Source organism: Pantoea sp. Ft-CA_14, assembly GCF_024520875.1.
GTDB classification, from domain to species: domain Bacteria; phylum Pseudomonadota; class Gammaproteobacteria; order Enterobacterales; family Enterobacteriaceae; genus Pantoea; species Pantoea agglomerans.
This window is the reverse complement of sequence record NZ_JALNPM010000005.1, coordinates 303,856-322,538: the sequence shown is the minus strand read 5'-3', so window position 1 is coordinate 322,538 and position 18,683 is coordinate 303,856. Positions and strand designations below refer to the sequence as shown.

12 protein-coding genes are annotated in these 18,683 nt (G+C 57.6%); 1 reads left to right on the top strand and 11 read right to left on the bottom strand.

Translation table 11 applies throughout. The features are described 5' to 3' along the window. Window positions 1–185: 185 nt before the first annotated feature. Window positions 186–1,430, bottom strand: a complete 1,245-nt coding sequence (gene amiC / locus NR195_RS10895; RefSeq protein WP_010248623.1) for an N-acetylmuramoyl-L-alanine amidase AmiC — start codon at window positions 1,428–1,430, stop codon at window positions 186–188. Between the two features lie 232 nt (window positions 1,431–1,662). Between amiC and argA the strand changes: the two genes are divergently transcribed. After that, window positions 1,663–2,991: an amino-acid N-acetyltransferase gene (argA, locus tag NR195_RS10890; protein ID WP_010248624.1), complete on the top strand. Its 1,329-nt coding sequence runs from the start codon at window positions 1,663–1,665 to the stop codon at window positions 2,989–2,991. A gap of 49 nt (window positions 2,992–3,040) precedes the next feature. Here argA and recD read toward each other — a convergent pair whose 3' ends face one another. The 10 genes from recD to lgt form a co-directional block, all read right to left on the bottom strand. Beyond that, window positions 3,041–4,882 (bottom strand): exodeoxyribonuclease V subunit alpha, encoded by a 1,842-nt coding sequence (recD, locus tag NR195_RS10885; protein ID WP_256844509.1) that lies wholly within the window; start codon window positions 4,880–4,882, stop codon window positions 3,041–3,043. Next, a complete protein-coding gene (gene recB, locus NR195_RS10880) occupies window positions 4,879–8,418 on the bottom strand; it encodes an exodeoxyribonuclease V subunit beta (protein ID WP_256844508.1) in 3,540 nt (1,179 codons plus the stop codon). The genes recD and recB overlap by 4 nt, the downstream gene beginning before the upstream one ends. Continuing rightward, complete coding sequence (ptrA, locus tag NR195_RS10875) at window positions 8,415–11,312, bottom strand: pitrilysin (RefSeq protein ID WP_158131405.1); 2,898 nt, start codon at window positions 11,310–11,312, stop codon at window positions 8,415–8,417. Before ptrA ends, recB begins: the two co-directional genes overlap by 4 nt. Before the next feature lie 108 nt (window positions 11,313–11,420). Further along, complete coding sequence (gene recC / locus NR195_RS10870) at window positions 11,421–14,798, bottom strand: exodeoxyribonuclease V subunit gamma (protein WP_256844507.1); 3,378 nt, start codon at window positions 14,796–14,798, stop codon at window positions 11,421–11,423. Window positions 14,799–14,899: 101 nt separating this feature from the next. Next, window positions 14,900–15,160, bottom strand: a complete 261-nt coding sequence (locus NR195_RS10865) for a prepilin-type N-terminal cleavage/methylation domain-containing protein (protein WP_022623816.1) — start codon at window positions 15,158–15,160, stop codon at window positions 14,900–14,902. 25 nt (window positions 15,161–15,185) lie between these two features. Then, window positions 15,186–15,590: a DUF2509 family protein gene (locus tag NR195_RS10860; protein ID WP_033769930.1), complete on the bottom strand. Its 405-nt coding sequence runs from the start codon at window positions 15,588–15,590 to the stop codon at window positions 15,186–15,188. After that, window positions 15,587–16,114: a prepilin peptidase-dependent protein gene (locus tag NR195_RS10855; RefSeq protein ID WP_256844512.1), complete on the bottom strand. Its 528-nt coding sequence runs from the start codon at window positions 16,112–16,114 to the stop codon at window positions 15,587–15,589. Before NR195_RS10855 ends, NR195_RS10860 begins: the two co-directional genes overlap by 4 nt. After that, window positions 16,111–16,581 (bottom strand): prepilin-type N-terminal cleavage/methylation domain-containing protein, encoded by a 471-nt coding sequence (locus tag NR195_RS10850; RefSeq protein ID WP_245116002.1) that lies wholly within the window; start codon window positions 16,579–16,581, stop codon window positions 16,111–16,113. Before NR195_RS10850 ends, NR195_RS10855 begins: the two co-directional genes overlap by 4 nt. A gap of 187 nt (window positions 16,582–16,768) precedes the next feature. Next, window positions 16,769–17,563, bottom strand: a complete 795-nt coding sequence (thyA, locus tag NR195_RS10845; protein ID WP_010248642.1) for a thymidylate synthase — start codon at window positions 17,561–17,563, stop codon at window positions 16,769–16,771. Further along, on the bottom strand, window positions 17,560–18,441 hold the full coding sequence (gene lgt / locus NR195_RS10840) for a prolipoprotein diacylglyceryl transferase (protein ID WP_010248645.1): 882 nt from the start codon (window positions 18,439–18,441) through the stop codon (window positions 17,560–17,562). Before lgt ends, thyA begins: the two co-directional genes overlap by 4 nt. Window positions 18,442–18,683: the final 242 nt, after the last annotated feature.

The following is an 18,683-nucleotide window of genomic DNA, read 5'->3' as shown; positions in this document are numbered from 1 at the left end:
CGGGGTGGAGCAGCCTGGTAGCTCGTCGGGCTCATAACCCGAAGGTCGTCGGTTCAAATCCGGCCCCCGCAACCAATCATTTAAACACCTGAAAGGGTGTTTTTTTGTTTCTGACGTTCCCAAAAGCCGCTTCAGCCTCTTTCTGCCCTGAAAAGCGCGCGGATAGCCCGGCTACCCGCACTCCTTTACCGATGGGCCAGCGCCGCCCCACTCTCTACATACGCTTTGATGCCGTTCAGAATCGCCTCTGCCACCTGATGCTGGTAACGGGTGGTTCGCAACTTGCGCTCCTCCTCCACATTACTGATAAACGCCGTCTCGACCAGAATTGACGGGATATCAGGGGCTTTCAGCACCGCAAATCCGGCCTGATCCACGGTGCGTTTGTGCAGATGGTTGATGCGCCCCATGCGATGCAGCACCTCTTTGCCGAATTTAAGGCTGTCATGAATCGTCTGACGCTGCACCATATCGAACATGGTGTGATCGAGATAGCGGTCACCGCTTTTGCTGACGCCGCCAATCAGGTCTGATTCATTCTGAGTCTGAGCCAGGAAACGAGCCGCCGCCGAAGTGGCACCACTGGTTGATAAGGCAAACACTGAAGAGCCGCGTGCCGCGCGACTGGTAAAGGCATCCGCATGGATCGACACAAAGAGGTCGGCACGCTGTTTACGGGCTTTGGCAACCCTGACGCGCAGCGGAATAAAGACATCTTCATTGCGCGTCATATAGGCTTTCATATTGGACTCTTTATCGATCAGCGCTTTGAGTCGCCGTCCAATCTTCAGCACAATATCTTTCTCGCGGGTCTTATATTTGCCGTGCGCGCCCGGATCTTCCCCACCGTGACCGGGATCGATCATGATAATGATCGGACGATCGCGCCCCGCTTTGCCGGGTAAGGGCGCCTGCACCCCTTCATCTTTCTCCAGATCGCCCTGGTTGTAATCTTTCAGCAGGGCCAGCAGAGGATCGTCCTCAACCTGGTTCTGGCTCGGATAGAGATCGACCACCAGCCGGTGATTGATCCCGGCGACCGGCGAGAGATTAAAGATCTTCGGCGCGACGTTGCGCTTTAATTCCAGTACCACGCGCACCGTGTTGCTGTCGAACTGACCGACACGGGCATTTTTAATAAAGGGATCGTCGACCCGAACCTGCTTATCTACCCCTTTCAGAACCGGATTGAGATGCAGCCCCTGAATATCAATCACCAGGCGTTCGGGATTGCTCAGCGCAAACTGCTTGTACTTCAGCGCGACATTGGACTCCAGCGTCATCCGCGAGTAGGTCGATGAGGGCCAGATACGCACCGCCACAATGTGGTTCTTCGCCGCCAACCCTGTCCGGCTGACGCTTAACAGCAGTAAGGCGCCCGTCCCCTGTAAAAATCGTCTGCGTGAAAAATGGGAATTAACGTCTGACATGCCGCTCCAGCTGCTGTGTAATGTCTAAAAAAGCGCCAGTTACTAAAATGGCGGCGAAAACTTTATCCAATCCGCAGCATGATGTCACCCCGGAAACCCTAAATAATGCAGGCTGTTAGCGGCTTTGACACCCAGAAAAACGTAAATTTTCGTCAGGATTAAGACTTGCAAAACCGGGCGTAAAAGCATAAAAATACAAAAAATACGAATAAACATTCACTGAGGGTTGGCCGTGAAGGAACGTAGTACCGAACTGGTTCAGGGTTTTCGCCATACCGTTCCCTATATCAATGCCCACCGGGGTAAAACCTTTGTCATCATGCTGGGTGGCGAAGCGATTGAGCATGAAAACTTCTCTGGCATCGTTAATGATATCGGCCTGCTGCACAGCCTGGGCATTCGCCTCGTCGTGGTGTATGGCGCACGACCGCAGATTGATGCCAGCCTGGCTCAGCAGCAGCTGGAGCCGGTTTACCATAAGTTTACCCGGGTCACCGACGCGCAATCGCTGGAGTTAGTGAAGCAGGCCGCCGGCCGACTGCAGTTAGATATCACGGCCCGCCTCTCAATGAGTCTCAACAACACGCCGCTGCAGGGCGCGCATATCAACGTGGTCAGCGGCAACTTCATTATTTCACAGCCGCTGGGCGTGGATGATGGCGTAGATTACTGTCACAGCGGCCGTATCCGTCGTATTGATGAAGAGGCCATTCATCGTCAGCTGGATAACGATGCGATTGTGCTGATGGGCCCGGTTGCGGTTTCAGTTACCGGCGAAAGCTTTAACCTGACCTCGGAAGAAGTGGCTACCCAGCTGGCGATTAAACTCAAAGCGGAGAAAATGATCGGCTTCTGCTCTGAGCAGGGCGTGCTGAACAGCGAGGGTGAAATCATCTCCGAGCTCTTCCCGAATGATGCGCAGGCTCGTATCGACGAGATTGAAAAGGAAGGCGATTATCTTTCCGGGACCGTTCGCTTCCTGCGTGGGGCGGTGAAAGCCTGCCGCAGTGGTGTTCGCCGCAGCCATTTAATCAGTTATCAGGAAGATGGCGCGCTGTTGCAGGAGCTCTTCTCACGCGACGGTATCGGTACCCAGATCGTTATGGAGTCGGCAGAGCAGATCCGTCGCGCCAATATCAATGATATCGGCGGCATCCTCGAACTGATCCGTCCGCTGGAGCAGCAGGGTATTCTGGTGCGTCGCTCGCGCGAGCAGCTGGAAATGGAAATTGATAAGTTCACCATCATTCAGCGCGATAATCTGACCATCGCCTGTGCAGCACTCTATCCGTTTATGGATGAAAAGATTGGCGAAATGGCCTGTGTGGCGGTTCATCCTGACTATCGCAGCTCTTCACGCGGTGAGATGTTGCTGCAGCGCGTGGCACTTCAGGCACGCCAGATGGGGCTGGAAAAACTGTTTGTTTTAACCACCCGCAGCATCCACTGGTTCCAGGAACGCGGCTTTACGCCGGTAGATATTGAGTCCCTGCCCGAGAGTAAAAAAGAGATGTATAACTATCAGCGCCGTTCAAAAGTGTTGATGGCCGATCTCACCTGATTCAATCCGTAAGGGACAGGCCCCCCCGCGTGGTCTGTCCCCTCTCTTCTCAGCCAGATTCCCCTAGTCGCTCCACCAGACCGCTGCGTCGCTGCGTTTGCAGCTGCACGGCACGCTGAAATACGCCGGGTTCGCTGTAGATGGTCAGTTGCCGCCGTGCACGTGTAATCGCGGTATAGACCAGTTCACGGGTCAGCACCGGCAGAAACTGCGTGGGCATCACCAGCGCGGTATGATCAAACTCCGAGCCCTGTGATTTGTGCACCGTCATCGCCCAGGCCGTTTCATGTGAGGGTAACCGGCTCGGCTGAATCGCCTTGATCGATCCATCCGGCAGCGGGAAAAAGACCTTCAGGTTGCCCTCTTCATCCCGCATCGTCATGCCGATATCGCCATTAAACAGGCCGAGCGCGCTGTCATTTCGGGTGATCATCACCGGACGCCCTTCATACCAGCGGCTGCCCATGCCAGGACGACGGATGCGCTGCAGCTGCATCAGTCGCTGCTCAATACGCTGGTTCAGACCCTGCACGCCAAATGGCCCGTCACGTAATGCACACAGCAGCTGATAACGGCCAAAAGCGGCAATCACTTCTGCGGGCGACGACTGCTGTCTGATCAACTGCAGGAAGGGCTGATAACCCTGGGCTACCTCATCCAGCATCGCCTGATAAGCGTCAGCGCTGTTCAGCGGCTGGTAACTGATATCCTCATAAGCCGCAGCAAACACCGCCCTGACCTGCTCTGCATCGCCACGATTGATCGCTTTTGCCAGCTGGCCGATGCCAGATGAGTCATCAAAACGATAACTCTTCTGCAGCAGACAGATACTGTCGCGGACTGCGGGTGCCTGCACATCGTCACTGCCCTGCAGTGTGCAGCCGGTCAGCAGGCCGAGCTGTTCTGCCCGCGCCAGGCTGTAGCCGCTTTCGGTGCAGCGGCAGATGTCGCCCAGCACCGCACCGGCTTCAACCGAGGCCAGCTGATCGCGATCGCCCAGAAACACGACGCGGGCATGGGCAGGCAGCGCGGCGATCAGTTTTGCCATCATTGAGAGATCGACCATCGACGCTTCATCAACCACCAGCACATCAAGATGCAGTGGGTTACCGGCATGGTAGCGCAGCCGCTGGGTGTCGGGCTGTGCGCCCAGCAGGCGATGCAGCGTGGTGGCTTCGGCAGGAAAACGCCGGCGTTCTTCGTCGCTGACCGCCAGATCCTGCAGTGCGCTGCCCAGTGACTCGGTCAGTCGCGCGGCGGCTTTGCCGGTCGGTGCCGCCAGCTGAATCCGCAGTGCACCGGGATTCAGGCGAATCAGGGCAGCGAGGAGTTTCGCCACAGTGGTGGTTTTACCGGTACCCGGCCCGCCGGAAATAACCGCAGTCTTGCGGGTCAGCGCCACGGCCGCCGCAATTTTCTGCCAGTTCTCCGGCTGGTCGTCAAACAGGCTGTTCAGCACGTCGCCTGCAGCATGCATATCAAACGCAGTTTTCACTTCCTGCGCAGCGAAGAAGTCGGCAACCCGGCCTTCGCTTTGCCACAGCCGATGCAGATATAAACGCTGATTGCTCAGTACCAGCGGCGTAACCAGGCTGCCATCACTGACTGCCGACCAGTCAGCAAAGCGTGCTGTCCAGTCTTCCGGCGCACCAGCGGCGTGCCAGATCGCCTGAGCCAGCGCAGGCTGGCGACCAGCGAACAGATTCGCTTCGCAGAGGTTGCTCAGCGGTAAACAGACGTGCCCCTCACCCGAGTCAGCGCTGACGCAGGCCGCAGCGAGCAGCAGCCCAGGCTGTGATTCCGGGGCCACCAGTTGGGCAAACTGTATATCCAGCGGCCGCAGGAGACGCTTCTCTACCGCCTGCAGCAGCAGACTCAGCATGTCACTCATAACATCTCCCCGGTTTCACCAAACAGTGCATCAATTTCTTCCACAAAGGCTTCAGCAGGTCGGGTGGCGAAAATGCCGTTGTCCGGCGAGCTGCCATCCATCCCGCGCAAAAACAGATAAAACACCCCACCAAAGTGACGCTGATAGTCGTAGTCCGGCAAACGATGCTGCAGATAGCGATGCAGCGCCAGCGTATAGAGCTGATACTGCAAATCGTAGCGGTGGCCAATCATCGCCTGCGCCATCGCCTCTGGCGTGTAAGCGGCGTGGCTATCCCCCAGCCAGTTCGATTTGTAGTCGAGCAGATAATATTTTCCCTGCCAGCGGAAGACCAGATCGATAAAGCCCTTCAGCATGCCCCGCACCTGACGAAAATCCAGGGGGGCGGCCTGCTGAGAGAGACTGTCGTGCCGGCGCAGCAGAGCGTCAAGATCCGCCGCAGTCAGCAGATTGTTGATCGGCAGATAGAACTCCATCTCAATCAGGCGTTCGCTGCTTTTTATCGCCGACAGCGTCAGCCCCTCAGCATTGAGCGGCGTATGTAAGACCCGGTCAATCCACTGTTCCAGAACCGGCAACCAGCTCAGCGGATAGCCATTATGCTGCAGCTGATCTTCCAGCCAGACCCTGTCCGGCGGTTCGGTAAAGTCGATCGACTCAAACAGACCGTGCAAAAACGTACCAGGTGCCGCTCCGCGCGGAAAGTGGTGGGGTGTTAATGCAGCCTCTTCACCCTTCTCTTCTTCGCCCGCGGCATCAATATCAAAGTTGGGCATCGCATCCAGCAGCGGCGAGCTGTGATGCTGTTGCAGGCCTGAATAACTGGTTACCCGCCAGACGTCAGCCAGCGCGCGCGTAATGTCGCGACTGCTTAAAACCTCATCGCCCTGCTGCGCATCCTGCCACATTTCTCCCGGCAGCAGAGCCTCTTCAACCAGCGCAATCCCTTCACCGGTTAACGCATTCAGTCGCTGAGTGAGCTGCTGCGCATCCGCCGCCTCGCCCTGCTGCACCAGGTAGCCCAGCGCGCTCTTGTGCAGATCGCTTTCGCCCTCTTTTTTGCGGGTGCCTTTGATCAGTGGCGCAATGCCGACGCTGCAGTGATAGACCGAACGGGTCAGCGCCACGTAGAGCAGACGCAGATCCTCCGCCAGGCGCTCCTCTTCGGCCAGCGCCAGACTTTGTGCATCACCCTGCACATCCAGCAGTGCTGTGAACGTGTCGCGATCGTGATAAAGCGCGCTGGCCGCCTCGCGGAACCCGGCAGCAAATGGCAGCCAGACCAGCGGATATTGCAGTCCTTTCGATTTATGGATGGTGATGATCTGCACCAGATGGCGGTCGCTTTCCAGACGCAACTGCTGGCTGGAGGCCTGGCTGTTTGGCCGGGCAATCTGCTGCGCCAGGAAGCGCACCAGGGCGTGCGGACTCTCCAGCTGCACCGAAGCCTCCTGCAGCAGTTCACCCAGATGCATCAGATCGGTCAGGCGACGTTCACCGTTCTCCGAGGCCAGCATATTCTCTGCCAGCTGCCGCCTGATCATCACGTCACGCAGCATCGGTAACACGCCGCGCTGATGCCACAGCTGCTGCCAGACGGCAAACTGCTCCACCAGCGCATCCCACTCGCGTTCATTCTGTGTCAGCGCGTCGAGCGTTGCTGCATCGATGGCAAAAATAGAGGTCGCCAGCGCGCTGCGCAGCAGACGTTCCTGCTCAGGTGCCTGTATCGCCTGAAGTAACCAGAGCAGTTCGCGCGCTTCCGGCGTGGTGTAGACGCTGTCCCGGCTGGAGAGATAGACCGAAGGAATCGACAGCGCATTCAGCGCGTCGCGGATTAAACCGGCCTCATTACGACTGCGCACCAGCACGGTGATATCGGAAGCCCGCACCGGCTGCAGCGCCTCGCCTTTGCCCAGGCGGGCGCGCCCCTGCTGTCCGGCCACCAGCCAGCGGCTGATATCGGCCGCACACTGCTGTGCCATAAACTGCTGGTAATCGCTGTTACCCACGCCCTCGCCAGGCTGCAGCCAGAACCGTAACGCCGGTTGCTGCTGCTCGTCAAAAATCAGTTTCAGCGACTGATTGGGCGCAGCAGGCTTAACTGGCTGAAAGGGGATCGCCGAGAACAGAAAAGGCGAATCGAGCTGAGAAAAGAGGCGGTTGACGCTCCCGACCATCTCAGGTGATGAACGCCAGTTGGTATCCAGCGTGTAGTGAGCGCTGACTTCGTTTCTGGCCCGCAGATAGGTAAATATATCCGCACCGCGAAACGCATAGATCGCCTGCTTGGGATCGCCGATCAGAAACAGTGCCTGTTCAGGCTGATTAATATAGAGCGTGCGGAAGATGCGGTACTGCTGCGGATCGGTATCCTGGAATTCATCAATCAGGGCCACCGGGTAACGCGCCCGGATGGTTTCTGCCAGCAAAACGCCACCTGGCTGCTGCAGCGCTTCATCCAGTTTACTGAGCAGATCGTCGAAGCCTAACAGTGCACGTAACCGTTTCTCGCGCTGCACCGTGGCGCGCACATCGGTCAGCGCCTGCGCAATGATGACATCCCGCAGCGACAGCGGTTCTGCCAGAAACTGATCGATCGCCTCAAACAGCGAATGACGCGGCGCTTCACCCTTTTTAGTTTTCTCCTCCAGCACCTGCTGTCCAAAGCGCTCCAGCTCTTTGGGCAGCTGATAATCCAGCGTGTCACTGCTGGCCCACTGCGTGACGCGGGCCACCCAGTTGGGCAGATGTTTACTGCTGTAGCTGCGCTTATCAACGCCAGATGCAGTGATAATGCCCTCAACATCGGCGCTGAGCGCCTGCCACTGCTGCTTGATGGCCTCGATGCGCGCCAGATTGCGGGCGTGGCGTGATGCCAGCGTCTCATCGGCGGCAGGCGGACGTTTCAGCCCCGGCGATTCCCCCTGCAGCCAGGGGCGCAGCGTGGTCAGCAGACTGTCCGGCCCGCTCCACTCTGCGGCGATGATCCGCGCCACATCCAGACTCAGTGGATAGCACTGACGACGCCAGAAATCGGCGGCCGACTGCTTCAGCAGCGCCTGCTCATCTTCAATCAACTCCTGCTCGAACAGCATGCCCGACTCAAAGGCATTGAGATTCAGCATCCGCTGACAGAAGCCGTGAATGGTGAAAATGGCGGCTTCATCCATCTGCCGCTCGGCAGCCAGCAGCTGCGCGGCGGCCTGACTCAGATCCGGCATCTGCTCCAGCAGTAACTGGTGCATCGGATTGCTGCTTTTGCCGCGGATACAGGCCAGACGTAGCTGATGAATATTCTCGCGGATGCGCCCGCGCAATTCGGCGGTCGCGGCCTCGGTAAAGGTCACGACTAAAATTTCTTCGACAGAGAGCGGCCGGCTGTAGGCGTTTTCACCGCCCAGCCCCAGCAGCAGGCGCAGATAGAGCAGACCAATGGTAAAGGTTTTTCCGGTGCCCGCTGACGCCTCAATCAGCCGCTCGCCTCTGAGCGGCAGCGTTAAAGGATTCAGCGATACGGGAGGTAACTGCGTCATTGGGTCTCACTCTTTACCGGCAGCGACTGCTGCAGTTGTGCCACTTCACTCCAGGTTTTCCAGCCAGGCTGACGGGCAAACTCAACTTTGCCATTGCCGGTGCCTGCAATCTGCGAGGTCATCACCATGCCCTTATGTTCGATCACGGCCTGCCGGAAAAAGTCTGCCAGGCTCGCCGGGGTTAACCGCTGAACCTGCTCTGTCATTTTTTGCCGGGTATCAAATTGATCATTCTGCCGATCAAAGTCGCGGCTAAAGCGATCCGCTTCCTCAAAGAGCGTCTGAGGACGCTGCTGCAAATCATTGATCATCGCCTGCTGATACTGGGCAAAGTCTGCCTGGCTCATACTGCGCAGACGTTTTTCCGCCTGCGGGTAGAAGGCCTGATAGCGCTGCAACAGCCAGCCCGGTTGTTTGCTGTTACTTTGCAGCAGGAAGCCGATCCCCCACTGGCGACCCACAGGCATCTGGAAGGCAAAAACCGCGTAGCCGAGCTGCTCTTTGGTCCGCAGCTGATTGTAGAACCACGGCTGCACAATCTGGCTCAGCATGGAGCTGTGCGCCATGCTCTGATATTCACTGTATCCCAGTGGAACATAGAGCGCGGCAAGGGCGGAGTCGGTGCTGCTGCCTTTTTGTTGCAGGTTGGCTTTCAGCGGTTTTTTAATCGAGACATACTGACTATGCCAGTCGCGGATCGCATGACTCTGCATCTGCTGTTTAAGCTCATGCCCCAGCTGCGTCACGCTGTCAGCACTGAGGTTGCCCACCACCAGCATCTCCGGCGTCGCGTCGCGGAACAGCGTATCGCGATAGTCAGTGACATCCTTAAGTGAGAGTGTGCTTACCAGCTTGCGGCGAGCCTCGCGCTGGGTATATGGCAGCTGCGACAGCAGTTGCATTGGCTGAATCGCCTGTTCAAACGCTTTGCCCTTTTCCGCCGCGTCCAGCCGCTCCAGATACCAGGATTTCGCCTGCTCCAGCTGCTGTTCTGTCGGCTGGAAAGTGGCATAACCTTCCACCAGTTTCTTCAGCAGGGTCGGCAGACGCTGAGTGAAGCCGTTGGCGCTGAATACCAGCCCTTCATCTTCACCCGTTGAGAAGCTGATGCCGCCCACTGAAGCCTGTGAATTAAGCTCGTCCAGCGCCAGGCTGGAAAGATAGTCATTCAGGCCAAACAGCACCTGCTGACGGGCATCACTGATGGTGTGCTTATTGCGTAACGCCAGGGTAATCGCCGCTTTTGGCTCGCTGGCGTAATAACGACTGGGCATCCAGTAAATGCGCATATCGTCCTGGTTATCCAGTCTCACCGGATGCTGATACGTTTTGCCGTCTGACGGCAGCAGTGTGAAGTCGTCCGGGATATAGGGGTTCAGCACGGGCATCGCCAGCGTAATCTGGCTGGCGCGCTGCTGCCAGTCTGCAAAGGTTTGTGGGGTGATCTTCTCAACCTGATAAGGCGCATCCACAAAATAGGCTTTTTTGTTGTGCGGCTCCTGCGGGCTGATGTACCAGATACGCGCATGCTGCGGGGTCATCTCTTCCAGCCGGGCATTAATCGCGGCGGCATCGTATTGATCCGCCAGATAGGGTGCATCCAGCGTATGTTCAACCGGTACGCGCAGCATGGTGTCGGCCAGCCATTCAATGTAATCCATATCGCGGGTAATTGAGGGATAGCGGAAGTCGAGCGCCAGCACATGCGAAACTTCATCGAAATAGCGCTTATCATCCCCCTGCTGACGCAGAAGATTGATGTAGCTGAATATCGCCGCCACGACCTGGTCGCGCTGCGCCAGCCCTTTATCAGTCAGTGACGCGGTAATCGCAAACACGCCGCTGTTACGCTCGGTCATTGGGTCAGCACCCGCATTCACCCCGTCGGCCAGTCCCTGTTTTTGCAGCCAGTCAGTCAGCGTGTTTTTGCTGCGGTTACTGATTAAATAGCTGATCAGCGTGTCGGTTTTACTGCGGAACCGATCGCTGTTGTTGGCAATGCGGAATTCAATTTTGAGCTGCTTGCGCGGCTGAGCCGGAACGTAATGGATGATGATGCCCTGCTGCGCATCGGTCACCACCGGCACCGTAATCTCCGGCACGCTGGCGTCATGATTTTGTACCCGGCCAAAGGTTTTAGCCGCAATCGACGCCATCTCCGGCAGCGGTTTGTTGCTGTAGATCACCGCTTTCATCAGATTGGCGGAGTAATGCGTATGATAAAAGTCCTGCAGCGCCTGGTGCAGTTTGCTGCCTGGCTTATCTTTCAGGGTCTCAAGATTGCCGCCCGAAAAACGTGACGCCGGATGCGCCGGGTTCAGGGTTTCTGCGCCGACCTGGGCCATACGCAGGCCATCGCGCGAGCGCGCCATGGTCAGCTCGGCATTCACGGCGTGGCGCTCGCGGTCAGCGTTAACCGGATCCAGCAGCGGCTCAGCCACCGCATCCGCCAGGCGATCAACCGCCGGTTCCAGCGCGTCATTTTCCACTTCCAGATAAAAGGCGGTGCGGTAAGAGGCTGTGCTGGCGTTGTGGCTGCCGCCATGTTTTTTCAGGAATTCAGCCAGGTTGTCGGGCTGCGGGTAGTGCTTTGAACCCATCAGCACCATATGCTCAAGGTAGTGCGCCAGTCCCGCCTGCTGATCGGGATCGTCCAGCGATCCTATCGGCAGCGTCAGCGCCGCCAGCGATTTCGGTGCCACAGGATCGGAAACCAGTAATACCGTCATCCCATTATCAAGCCGGATAGCCTGATAGTGGCGGGGATCCTGTTCACTTTTGCGAATGGTGTCGTTAACCGGCTGCCAGCCTGATGATGCCTGCTCCTGCGCCTGCGCTGTGCAAGCCATCAGGCTTAACATTAGCGCCGCTATCCAGCGTGCGTGTACCCGCATGTAAACCCCTCTCGTTTCCCGATAAACCGCCAATGTCGGACGCGGCGGCTCAAAGCAGAGCAAAATTTCTGTGTAATGAGTCAGTCAGCAAAAACGCCTTCTGATCGGCTATTCATCATCCTGATGTGCAGCCAGTACCGGTAAATACCAGCGCTGTGCCGCCTCAGTTATCTGCTGTAGTTGTGGCTCATCCAGCACCCGGCAAAGACGTTGCAGATAGGGATCGCTGCCTTCACCCTCAACCTGATAGTTGCCTGACCAGGCCGTCAGCAGGCGATTACGCGCCTTAAGCTGGGTTGCCTCATCAGTCAGTAACTGCTGACTTTTTTTGTCGTAGCTGGCGGTCAGCCACGCGCCGCCACTTTTGTTAAGCAGCATCAGCGGCTGACGCATACCCGCGAGATATCCCGTGACATACTCATTCAGCGCAGCAATCGCCTCTGCCTGCGGCAAAGCAAGGAAGCACCAGCGGCTCTGCTGCCGGCCAAACATCCGGCTGCTGCCGGTGCCGCCCAGCGCGCAGTAGACCAGATGTTCCAGCCAGAGTAGCAGTCCGTCGTTCATGTTGAGTACGCCAGGCCGCCAGCGCAGCAATCCATCACTCTGAACCTGCGTCAGCCACCCGGTTAAGCTGACCTGCTCCAGTTGCAGATTCACTTCCCAGCTCTCGCCGTCGCTGCGCTGGGTGACCACTTCTGCCGCTACTTCCTGCATCTCATCGCGCTGCGCCTGCCAGAACAGCTCACCGAACGCGCCATAAGGCAGATTACCGGCCGCACGATGGTGCGCATAAAGCCGCTGAGTATCCTCGCCTTCGACCAGGGCATTCAGCAACTGCGCGTTAATCTGATAACGCTCAAGGTTGTCGAGCGCAAACGGCTCGCTGTCAGGCAGTTCGTTCTCCTCCAGCCAGAAACTCACGCCAAGCCGCTGGTGGAACCAGGCCCGGACCGGATGTCGCCAGAAGCGCAGGAACGCCTCCAGCGTTAGCGCGTCAATTAACGGCGCCTCCAGCGGCTGCACAAAATCGGGCTGCGGCTGCCCCGCGCCTCGCGCAGCAGGCAACCACTCACGGGCGAAACTTTGCAGTCTGGCAGCAGGCTGGAAGTTTTCGGCGGCAAACGGCATCCGGCTGTGCAGGTGCTGCAGGTGCATCCGCACCCGTTCGGCACTCTCATCCAGCTCAAGATGGCCATCACCGTCCAGATAAAAACTCTGTCCAATGTAATCCAGCAGTTCTGTGACCAGCACCGAGGGGTAGCGTTCCGTATTATCCTGAATCGCCCGGCCGATATAACTGATGTAGAGCTGCTGCTGCGCCGAGATCATCGCCTCCAGGAAGAGATAGCGGTCATCATCGCGGCGACTGCGGTCGCCTTTGCGGGACTGCTGCTGCATCAGATCAAAACCTAACGGCGCTAAGGTCCGTGGATAGACGCCGTCGTTCATGCCCAGCAAACAGACCAGCTGAAAAGGAATGGAGCGCATCGGCATCAGGGTACAGAAGTTAATCTGCCCCGCCAGGAAACGCTGACTGATGCGCTGTTGATCAAGCCGGCTACGCAGATCATCACGCAACAGCGCCACCGGAATCGCCTCTTCAAACCGCGCATCCATGCCATATTCAATCAATTGCTGCCACTGCTCTTCCACCAGCAGTAAGGCGGCCTCGGTTTCTGCATCGGGGCTGAAAAAGGCATTGAGCAGTTCCCGGCACATGGGCAGCCAGGCCGCCAGTGGCCGGGGTTCGGCAAGCAGCTGCCGCCAGTGATTAAGCCGGGAGAGCAGCTCAGCCAGATGTCCCGCCAGCTCCCCCACCAGACCACCCGACTCGTCATAAGGCAGAATTCCTTCCCAGTCACCGTTGTGGCTCTCCATCGCATAACCCAGCAGCATACGCTGCAGGCCAAAGCGCCAGGTGTGCTGGCCGGTAACCGGTAGTGACAGGGCTTCTACGCTGGCATCATCCAGCCCCCAGCGTACACCTGATTCGCTGACCCAGCGCCGCAGTAAACGCAGGCCGCTTTCATCAATGGCGAAGTGGGAAGCCAGCGCCGGGACATCGAGCAGCGCCAGCACATCCTCCGAGACAAAACGGCTGTCCGGCAGTGCCAGCAGATGCAAAAACGCCACAATGGCCGGATGAGCCTGACTGGCACGGCGATCTGAAATCGCAAACGGCAGATAGCGATCGGCAGGTGCATTGGCGAACACCGCCTGAATAAAAGGGGCGTAGGCGTCGATATCCGCCACCATGACGATGATGTCACGCGCTTTCAGCGTCGGATCGGCCTCCATCATCGCCAGCAGATGATCCTGCAACACTTCAACTTCGCGCTGGGCACTGTGGCAGACCTGCACCGCGATTGATCGATCCTCCGGATTCAGGCAGCGCTTCTGATCGCTGTGTGCCAGTTCCGCCGCATTCAGTCCGATGATGGCGTTATCCTGCAGATTGAGAAGATCGTGCTGCATACAGTGCAGCAGGTTGTCCGGCTCCACATCGACAAAAGCATCAATGTCATCGTTTGACTCCATCTGGCTCAGCAGAAACAGGTTGTCACGCCCCAGCTTGCCCCAGGAGGCGAGCAAAGGGTTGGTCAGTTGCTGTTCACCAGCGTCGTTAAACAGCGCCGGTGCCTGCTCTGCATCCCGGAAGAGTCCGCGTGATTCATCAGCACCATGACGTCGGCGCTGACGACTTTGCAGTTTCGCCAGAAACGCATAATCCTGAATATCGCCCCAGTAATCGCGGCAGGGATTGGTGAACAGCAGATGGATGTCGATGTGACGTCCCAGCGCCTGCAACGCCTGCAGATAGACCGGCGGCAGCGCAGAGATGCCACAGATAAAGACCCGTTTGGGCAGATTTTCCGGCGTGCTTTTCGCCTGATCCAGCGTCTGGATAAATCGCGCATAGAGGTTGGCGCGGTGCCATTCAGGCTGGCGCAGGGCCTGGGTATAACTCACCAGATCACGCCACAGGGCAGCCTGCCAGCGCTGCGCCTCGCCCAGCCCCTCAATGGTTTCGCCGCGCTCCCAGCTGTTGAGCCAGTCGGCACGATAGACCAGATACTGGTCGAACAGATCGGCCACACGTGAGCTGAGCTGAAACAGTTTACGCTTGTCGCCGTCGTCATGGAGATAGTGGCGCAGAGAGGTAAACTCTTCATGCTTCAGCATCTCCGGCAGCCGGTGCATCAGCTTCCAGCCCATGCTGGCCTTACTGAAAGCACTTTCTACCGGGATATCGGGCAGTACGCGGACGAACATCTCCCAGATAAAACTGGCAGGCAGCGGGAATTCGATATTGGCAGCAATACCAAAGGTTTGCGCCAGCTCCATCTGCAGCCACTGCGCCATACCCGGACTCTGCACCAACACCATTTCTGAGGCGAAAGGATCATCAAGAGGGTCATGTTTAATCACCGCAGCCGCCAGAATCTTCAGCACATCAAGCTGATTTGAGTGATAAACGTGAAACATGAAAACTCCTGTGATAACTCAGAACGTGACTGCGGTATTGCGGCTCTGTCACTTTACCGCGTATCGCGGTTGAAACCCATCAAAAGGGCGACCGGGAAGAGTTAACATCGCAGCCGCGTCAGGGTGGCACGGCGCTGATAAGGTCCCGTCACGTCAGCCCGATCCAGGGTGCAGCCTGAAGGACCGCTCTGCTGTTGCAGTATTGAAGTCCAGCCGGGACTCTCATGTCCCATCAGTTGCTGCTCAGCCACCCGCCATGCTTCACGCTGATACCACTGCTGGCTGAATCCCAGTGCCAGTGCGCGATGATAGTGCAACAGCGTGCTGCTGCTTAATGCCATTAACAGCAGAGCAAACAACACTTCCGGCAGGCTGAATCCACCGCGCTTACTGGCAGGTGGCCGGGGGCGTGAGCGGGCAGTAATCGATCCAGCCGTGCGGCAACGCGGTAATCTGATTGCCCCGTAACCGTACCCACTGCCAGACCGCCATACCACTGCCGCTGGCCTCCCCTTTAAGCAGACCTTCATCCTTTTCACCTCGTTGTAAACAGCTGCGCCAGCCCTGGCGATCATCCTGCTGACAGCTGGCCGCCTCACTGGCTGACCAGCTCAGGGAGAAGCCCCATTGCAGCGCAGACTGCGCCCGCCAGAAACCCTGAATAAACTGCTGCTCATCCGCCAGCAGTCGCATTCCCTGCTCAGACATCTTACGGCTGGCATGCAGCGTAAAGCTGCCGATGACCATAATCATCAACACCATGCCCAGAGCGCTGCTGCCTCGCTGCTTCACAGGTTATCTGCCTCAACCCAGCTCTCCACCGTTTCAAGCCAGCGTCCGGCCCGTGCCTGCAGCACTATCCTGACCTGCGTGCCCTGCTGGCTGACGCTGAACTGCTCCAGCGTCATAAACGCGGGATCGGAGAGCCGCTCCCAGCCCGCTGACTGACACTGTTCAACACCTCGCTGCATCTCAAGCTGCTGTTGTCGAAGGCGATAACCGTAATAGTCACTCTCTGCATGGCTCACCCCTTCCCATTTACCGTTGCTGTTCTCATCCCAGCGCAGCAGCAGGCAGTTCTCTCTGATTTGCAGCGCCCCACTGCCACACTCGCCGTGACAATAACCGGCACGCCGCACCGCTTTTTCCAGTGTCGCCATCATCTGCTGTAACTCCTGACGCAGCTGCGCCCGTTGCATCACGCCGGCGTTCTCTGCCAGCAGCAGCGGCAGAAAACGGCCAGCACTTAACATCACGACGGCGCTGATTGCCAGGGCGATCAGCATCTCCAGCAGGCTGAATCCGGCCATTTTCAACGACACGTCTCCTCATCCGTCCTGCAGAGCCGAATACGGGCTCTGGCCGAGATAATCAACCGCATTCGTCCGGCGCTGTTACCCAGCTCAATGCTGCCCGCCCGGGCCACATTACGTCGGCCATAGAAGCCCGGTTCACCCCGGATGCCATAGAGCGCAACGCCAGCGTGCGGCGCCACGAATTGCAGCCGTTTTCGGCTATCACACCCTGCAACGGGGGGACTTCCGGCACCGATGCACCAGGGATCGCCAGGCCGTGACCATAAAATCAGGTCGCTATTTTGCCGGTTGGCCTGGGCACGCAGCCGAAGCAGGAATCCCTGCAGTTGCTGGGCGCTGTCGCGCAGTTGCAGCCGCTGTTGCCAGCGCTGCCAGCCATGCAGCGCGGCAAGACTCAGCATGCCGGCAATCACCATCACCAGCAGCAGTTCCGGCAGGGTAAAACCGCGTAAGTGTGCTGTTTTCATAGCGTCAGAATGCGGGTGATGAACAGATGAAACAAGGCGCGGTTTGGCAGGCTGGAAAGCACGTCGCAGAGAATCTTCCCCAACAGCATGAATTGGCAGAAGCGCGCGAGCGTTACCGCAGATTTACCGGTTTGCGGGCAAAAAAAAGCCCCGGCGATGAAGCCAGGGCGTTATCTTTTATCGCGAATCAGATGGCGACAGGGGCTTTGATCGCGGGATGCGGATCGTAGCCTTCAATCTCAAAATCTTCGAACTGATAGTCAAACAGCGACGCCGGTTTGCGTTTGATAACAAGTGATGGCAGCGGACGCGGTTCGCGGGTCAGCTGCAGGCGCGCCTGCTCCAGATGATTACTGTAGAGGTGGGTATCACCGCCGGTCCAGACAAAGTCGCCCACCTGCAGATCGCACTGCTGCGCCACCATATGTACCAGCAGCGCATAGCTGGCGATGTTAAACGGCAGGCCCAGGAAGATGTCGCACGAGCGCTGATAGAGCTGGCAGGAGAGTTTGCCGTCCGCCACGTAGAACTGGAAGAATGCGTGGCAAGGGGCCAGCGCCATCTCGCTCAGCTCGCCGACGTTCCAGGCAGAAACGATAATCCGGCGTGAGTCGGGATCGCGCTTCAGCTGCTCCATCACCTGGCTTAACTGGTCAATCTCCTGGCCGCTGGCCGTTCCCCAGCTGCGCCACTGTTTGCCATACACCGGGCCGAGATCGCCATTCTCATCCGCCCACTCATCCCAGATGGAGACGTTGTTTTCTTTGAGATAACCGATGTTGGTATCGCCTTTCAGAAACCACAGCAGCTCATGAATAATTGAGCGGATATGACATTTCTTGGTGGTGACCAGCGGAAAACCATCCTGCAGATTGAAACGCATCTGGTGACCAAAAATTGAAAGCGTACCGGTGCCGGTACGGTCAGCTTTTGGCGTGCCTTCGTGCAGCACATGTTGCATTAAATCCAGATACTGTTTCATTTTTCCTCGCGAAATTGTGGCTGCGGGCGACGACGATACGCCCAGATCATCATAATAATACCGGCAATAATCATTGGCACAGAGAGAATCTGTCCCATACTGATTCCGCCTTCAAACAGGCCAAGCTGGGCATCCGGCTGGCGGAAGAACTCAACGATAATACGGAAGGCGCCATAGCCAATCAGGAACAGGCCAGAGACGCTGCCCATCGGGCGTGGCTTACGAATAAACAGATTCAGGATGATAAACAGCACTATCCCTTCCAGCACCAGTTCATAGAGCTGCGAAGCATGACGCGGCAGCACGCCGTAGGTGTTGAGCAGCGCCTGGTATTGCGGATTGGTGGCGGCCAGCGCGACATCTTCGCTGCGGGAGCCAGGGAACAGCATGGCATAGCGGAAGCCCGGATCGACACGGCCCCAGAGCTCACCGTTAATGAAGTTGCCGAGACGACCGGCACCCAGACCGAACGGGATCAGCGGCGCGATGAAATCAGCCACCTGGAAGAAATTACGTCGGGTGCGGCGGGCAAAGACCAGCATGACGACAATCACCCCGATGAGGCCACCGTGGAACGACATGCCGCCATCCCAGACTTTGAACAGATAGAGTGGATTTTCCAGGAACAGCGGTAAGTTGTAGAACAGCACATAGCCGATGCGTCCACCCAGGAAGACCCCCAGGAAACCGGCATAAAGCAGGTTCTCCACTTCCTCTTTTTTCCAGCCGCTGCCCGGCTGATTGGCGCGGCGGACAGCCAGCCACATGGCGAAAACAAAGCCCACCAGATACATCAGACCGTACCAGTGAAGCGAAACCGGTCCAATCGAGAAGATCACCGGATCGAACTGCGGAAATGCAATATAGCCGTTATTCATCATTCACCGTCTATTTTTCAACCCTGAAAAGGGGGTGTTGTCAGGCACATAAATTAAGGCTGCGCATCATAGCACAGCCGGTTTTGTGAATTGTCCCGCAAATGTAAACGCGGATAACGCCCAGAGTCTGACTCGTCAGGCGTACATTGTTGCAGCCAGTCTGGTCACGGACAGCGCGCAACAACCGGAGCGTACACGTAGTACGTGAGGATTACTCGCTGTGCTCGCCCCTTCAGGGCCGC

Bases quoted from the DNA above. Each gene is read 5' to 3' on its own strand.
- amiC (WP_010248623.1), bottom strand. From the start codon at position 1,430: ATGTCAGACGTTAATTCCCATTTTTCACGCAGACGATTTTTACAGGGG.
- recD (WP_256844509.1), bottom strand. From the start codon at position 4,882: ATGAGTGACATGCTGAGTCTGCTGCTGCAGGCGGTAGAGAAGCGTCTC.
- recB (WP_256844508.1), bottom strand. From the start codon at position 8,418: ATGACGCAGTTACCTCCCGTATCGCTGAATCCTTTAACGCTGCCGCTC.
- ptrA (WP_158131405.1), bottom strand. From the start codon at position 11,312: ATGCGGGTACACGCACGCTGGATAGCGGCGCTAATGTTAAGCCTGATG.
- recC (WP_256844507.1), bottom strand. From the start codon at position 14,798: ATGTTTCACGTTTATCACTCAAATCAGCTTGATGTGCTGAAGATTCTG.
- NR195_RS10850 (WP_245116002.1), bottom strand. From the start codon at position 16,581: ATGAAAACAGCACACTTACGCGGTTTTACCCTGCCGGAACTGCTGCTG.
- thyA (WP_010248642.1), bottom strand. From the start codon at position 17,563: ATGAAACAGTATCTGGATTTAATGCAACATGTGCTGCACGAAGGCACG.
- lgt (WP_010248645.1), bottom strand. From the start codon at position 18,441: ATGAATAACGGCTATATTGCATTTCCGCAGTTCGATCCGGTGATCTTC.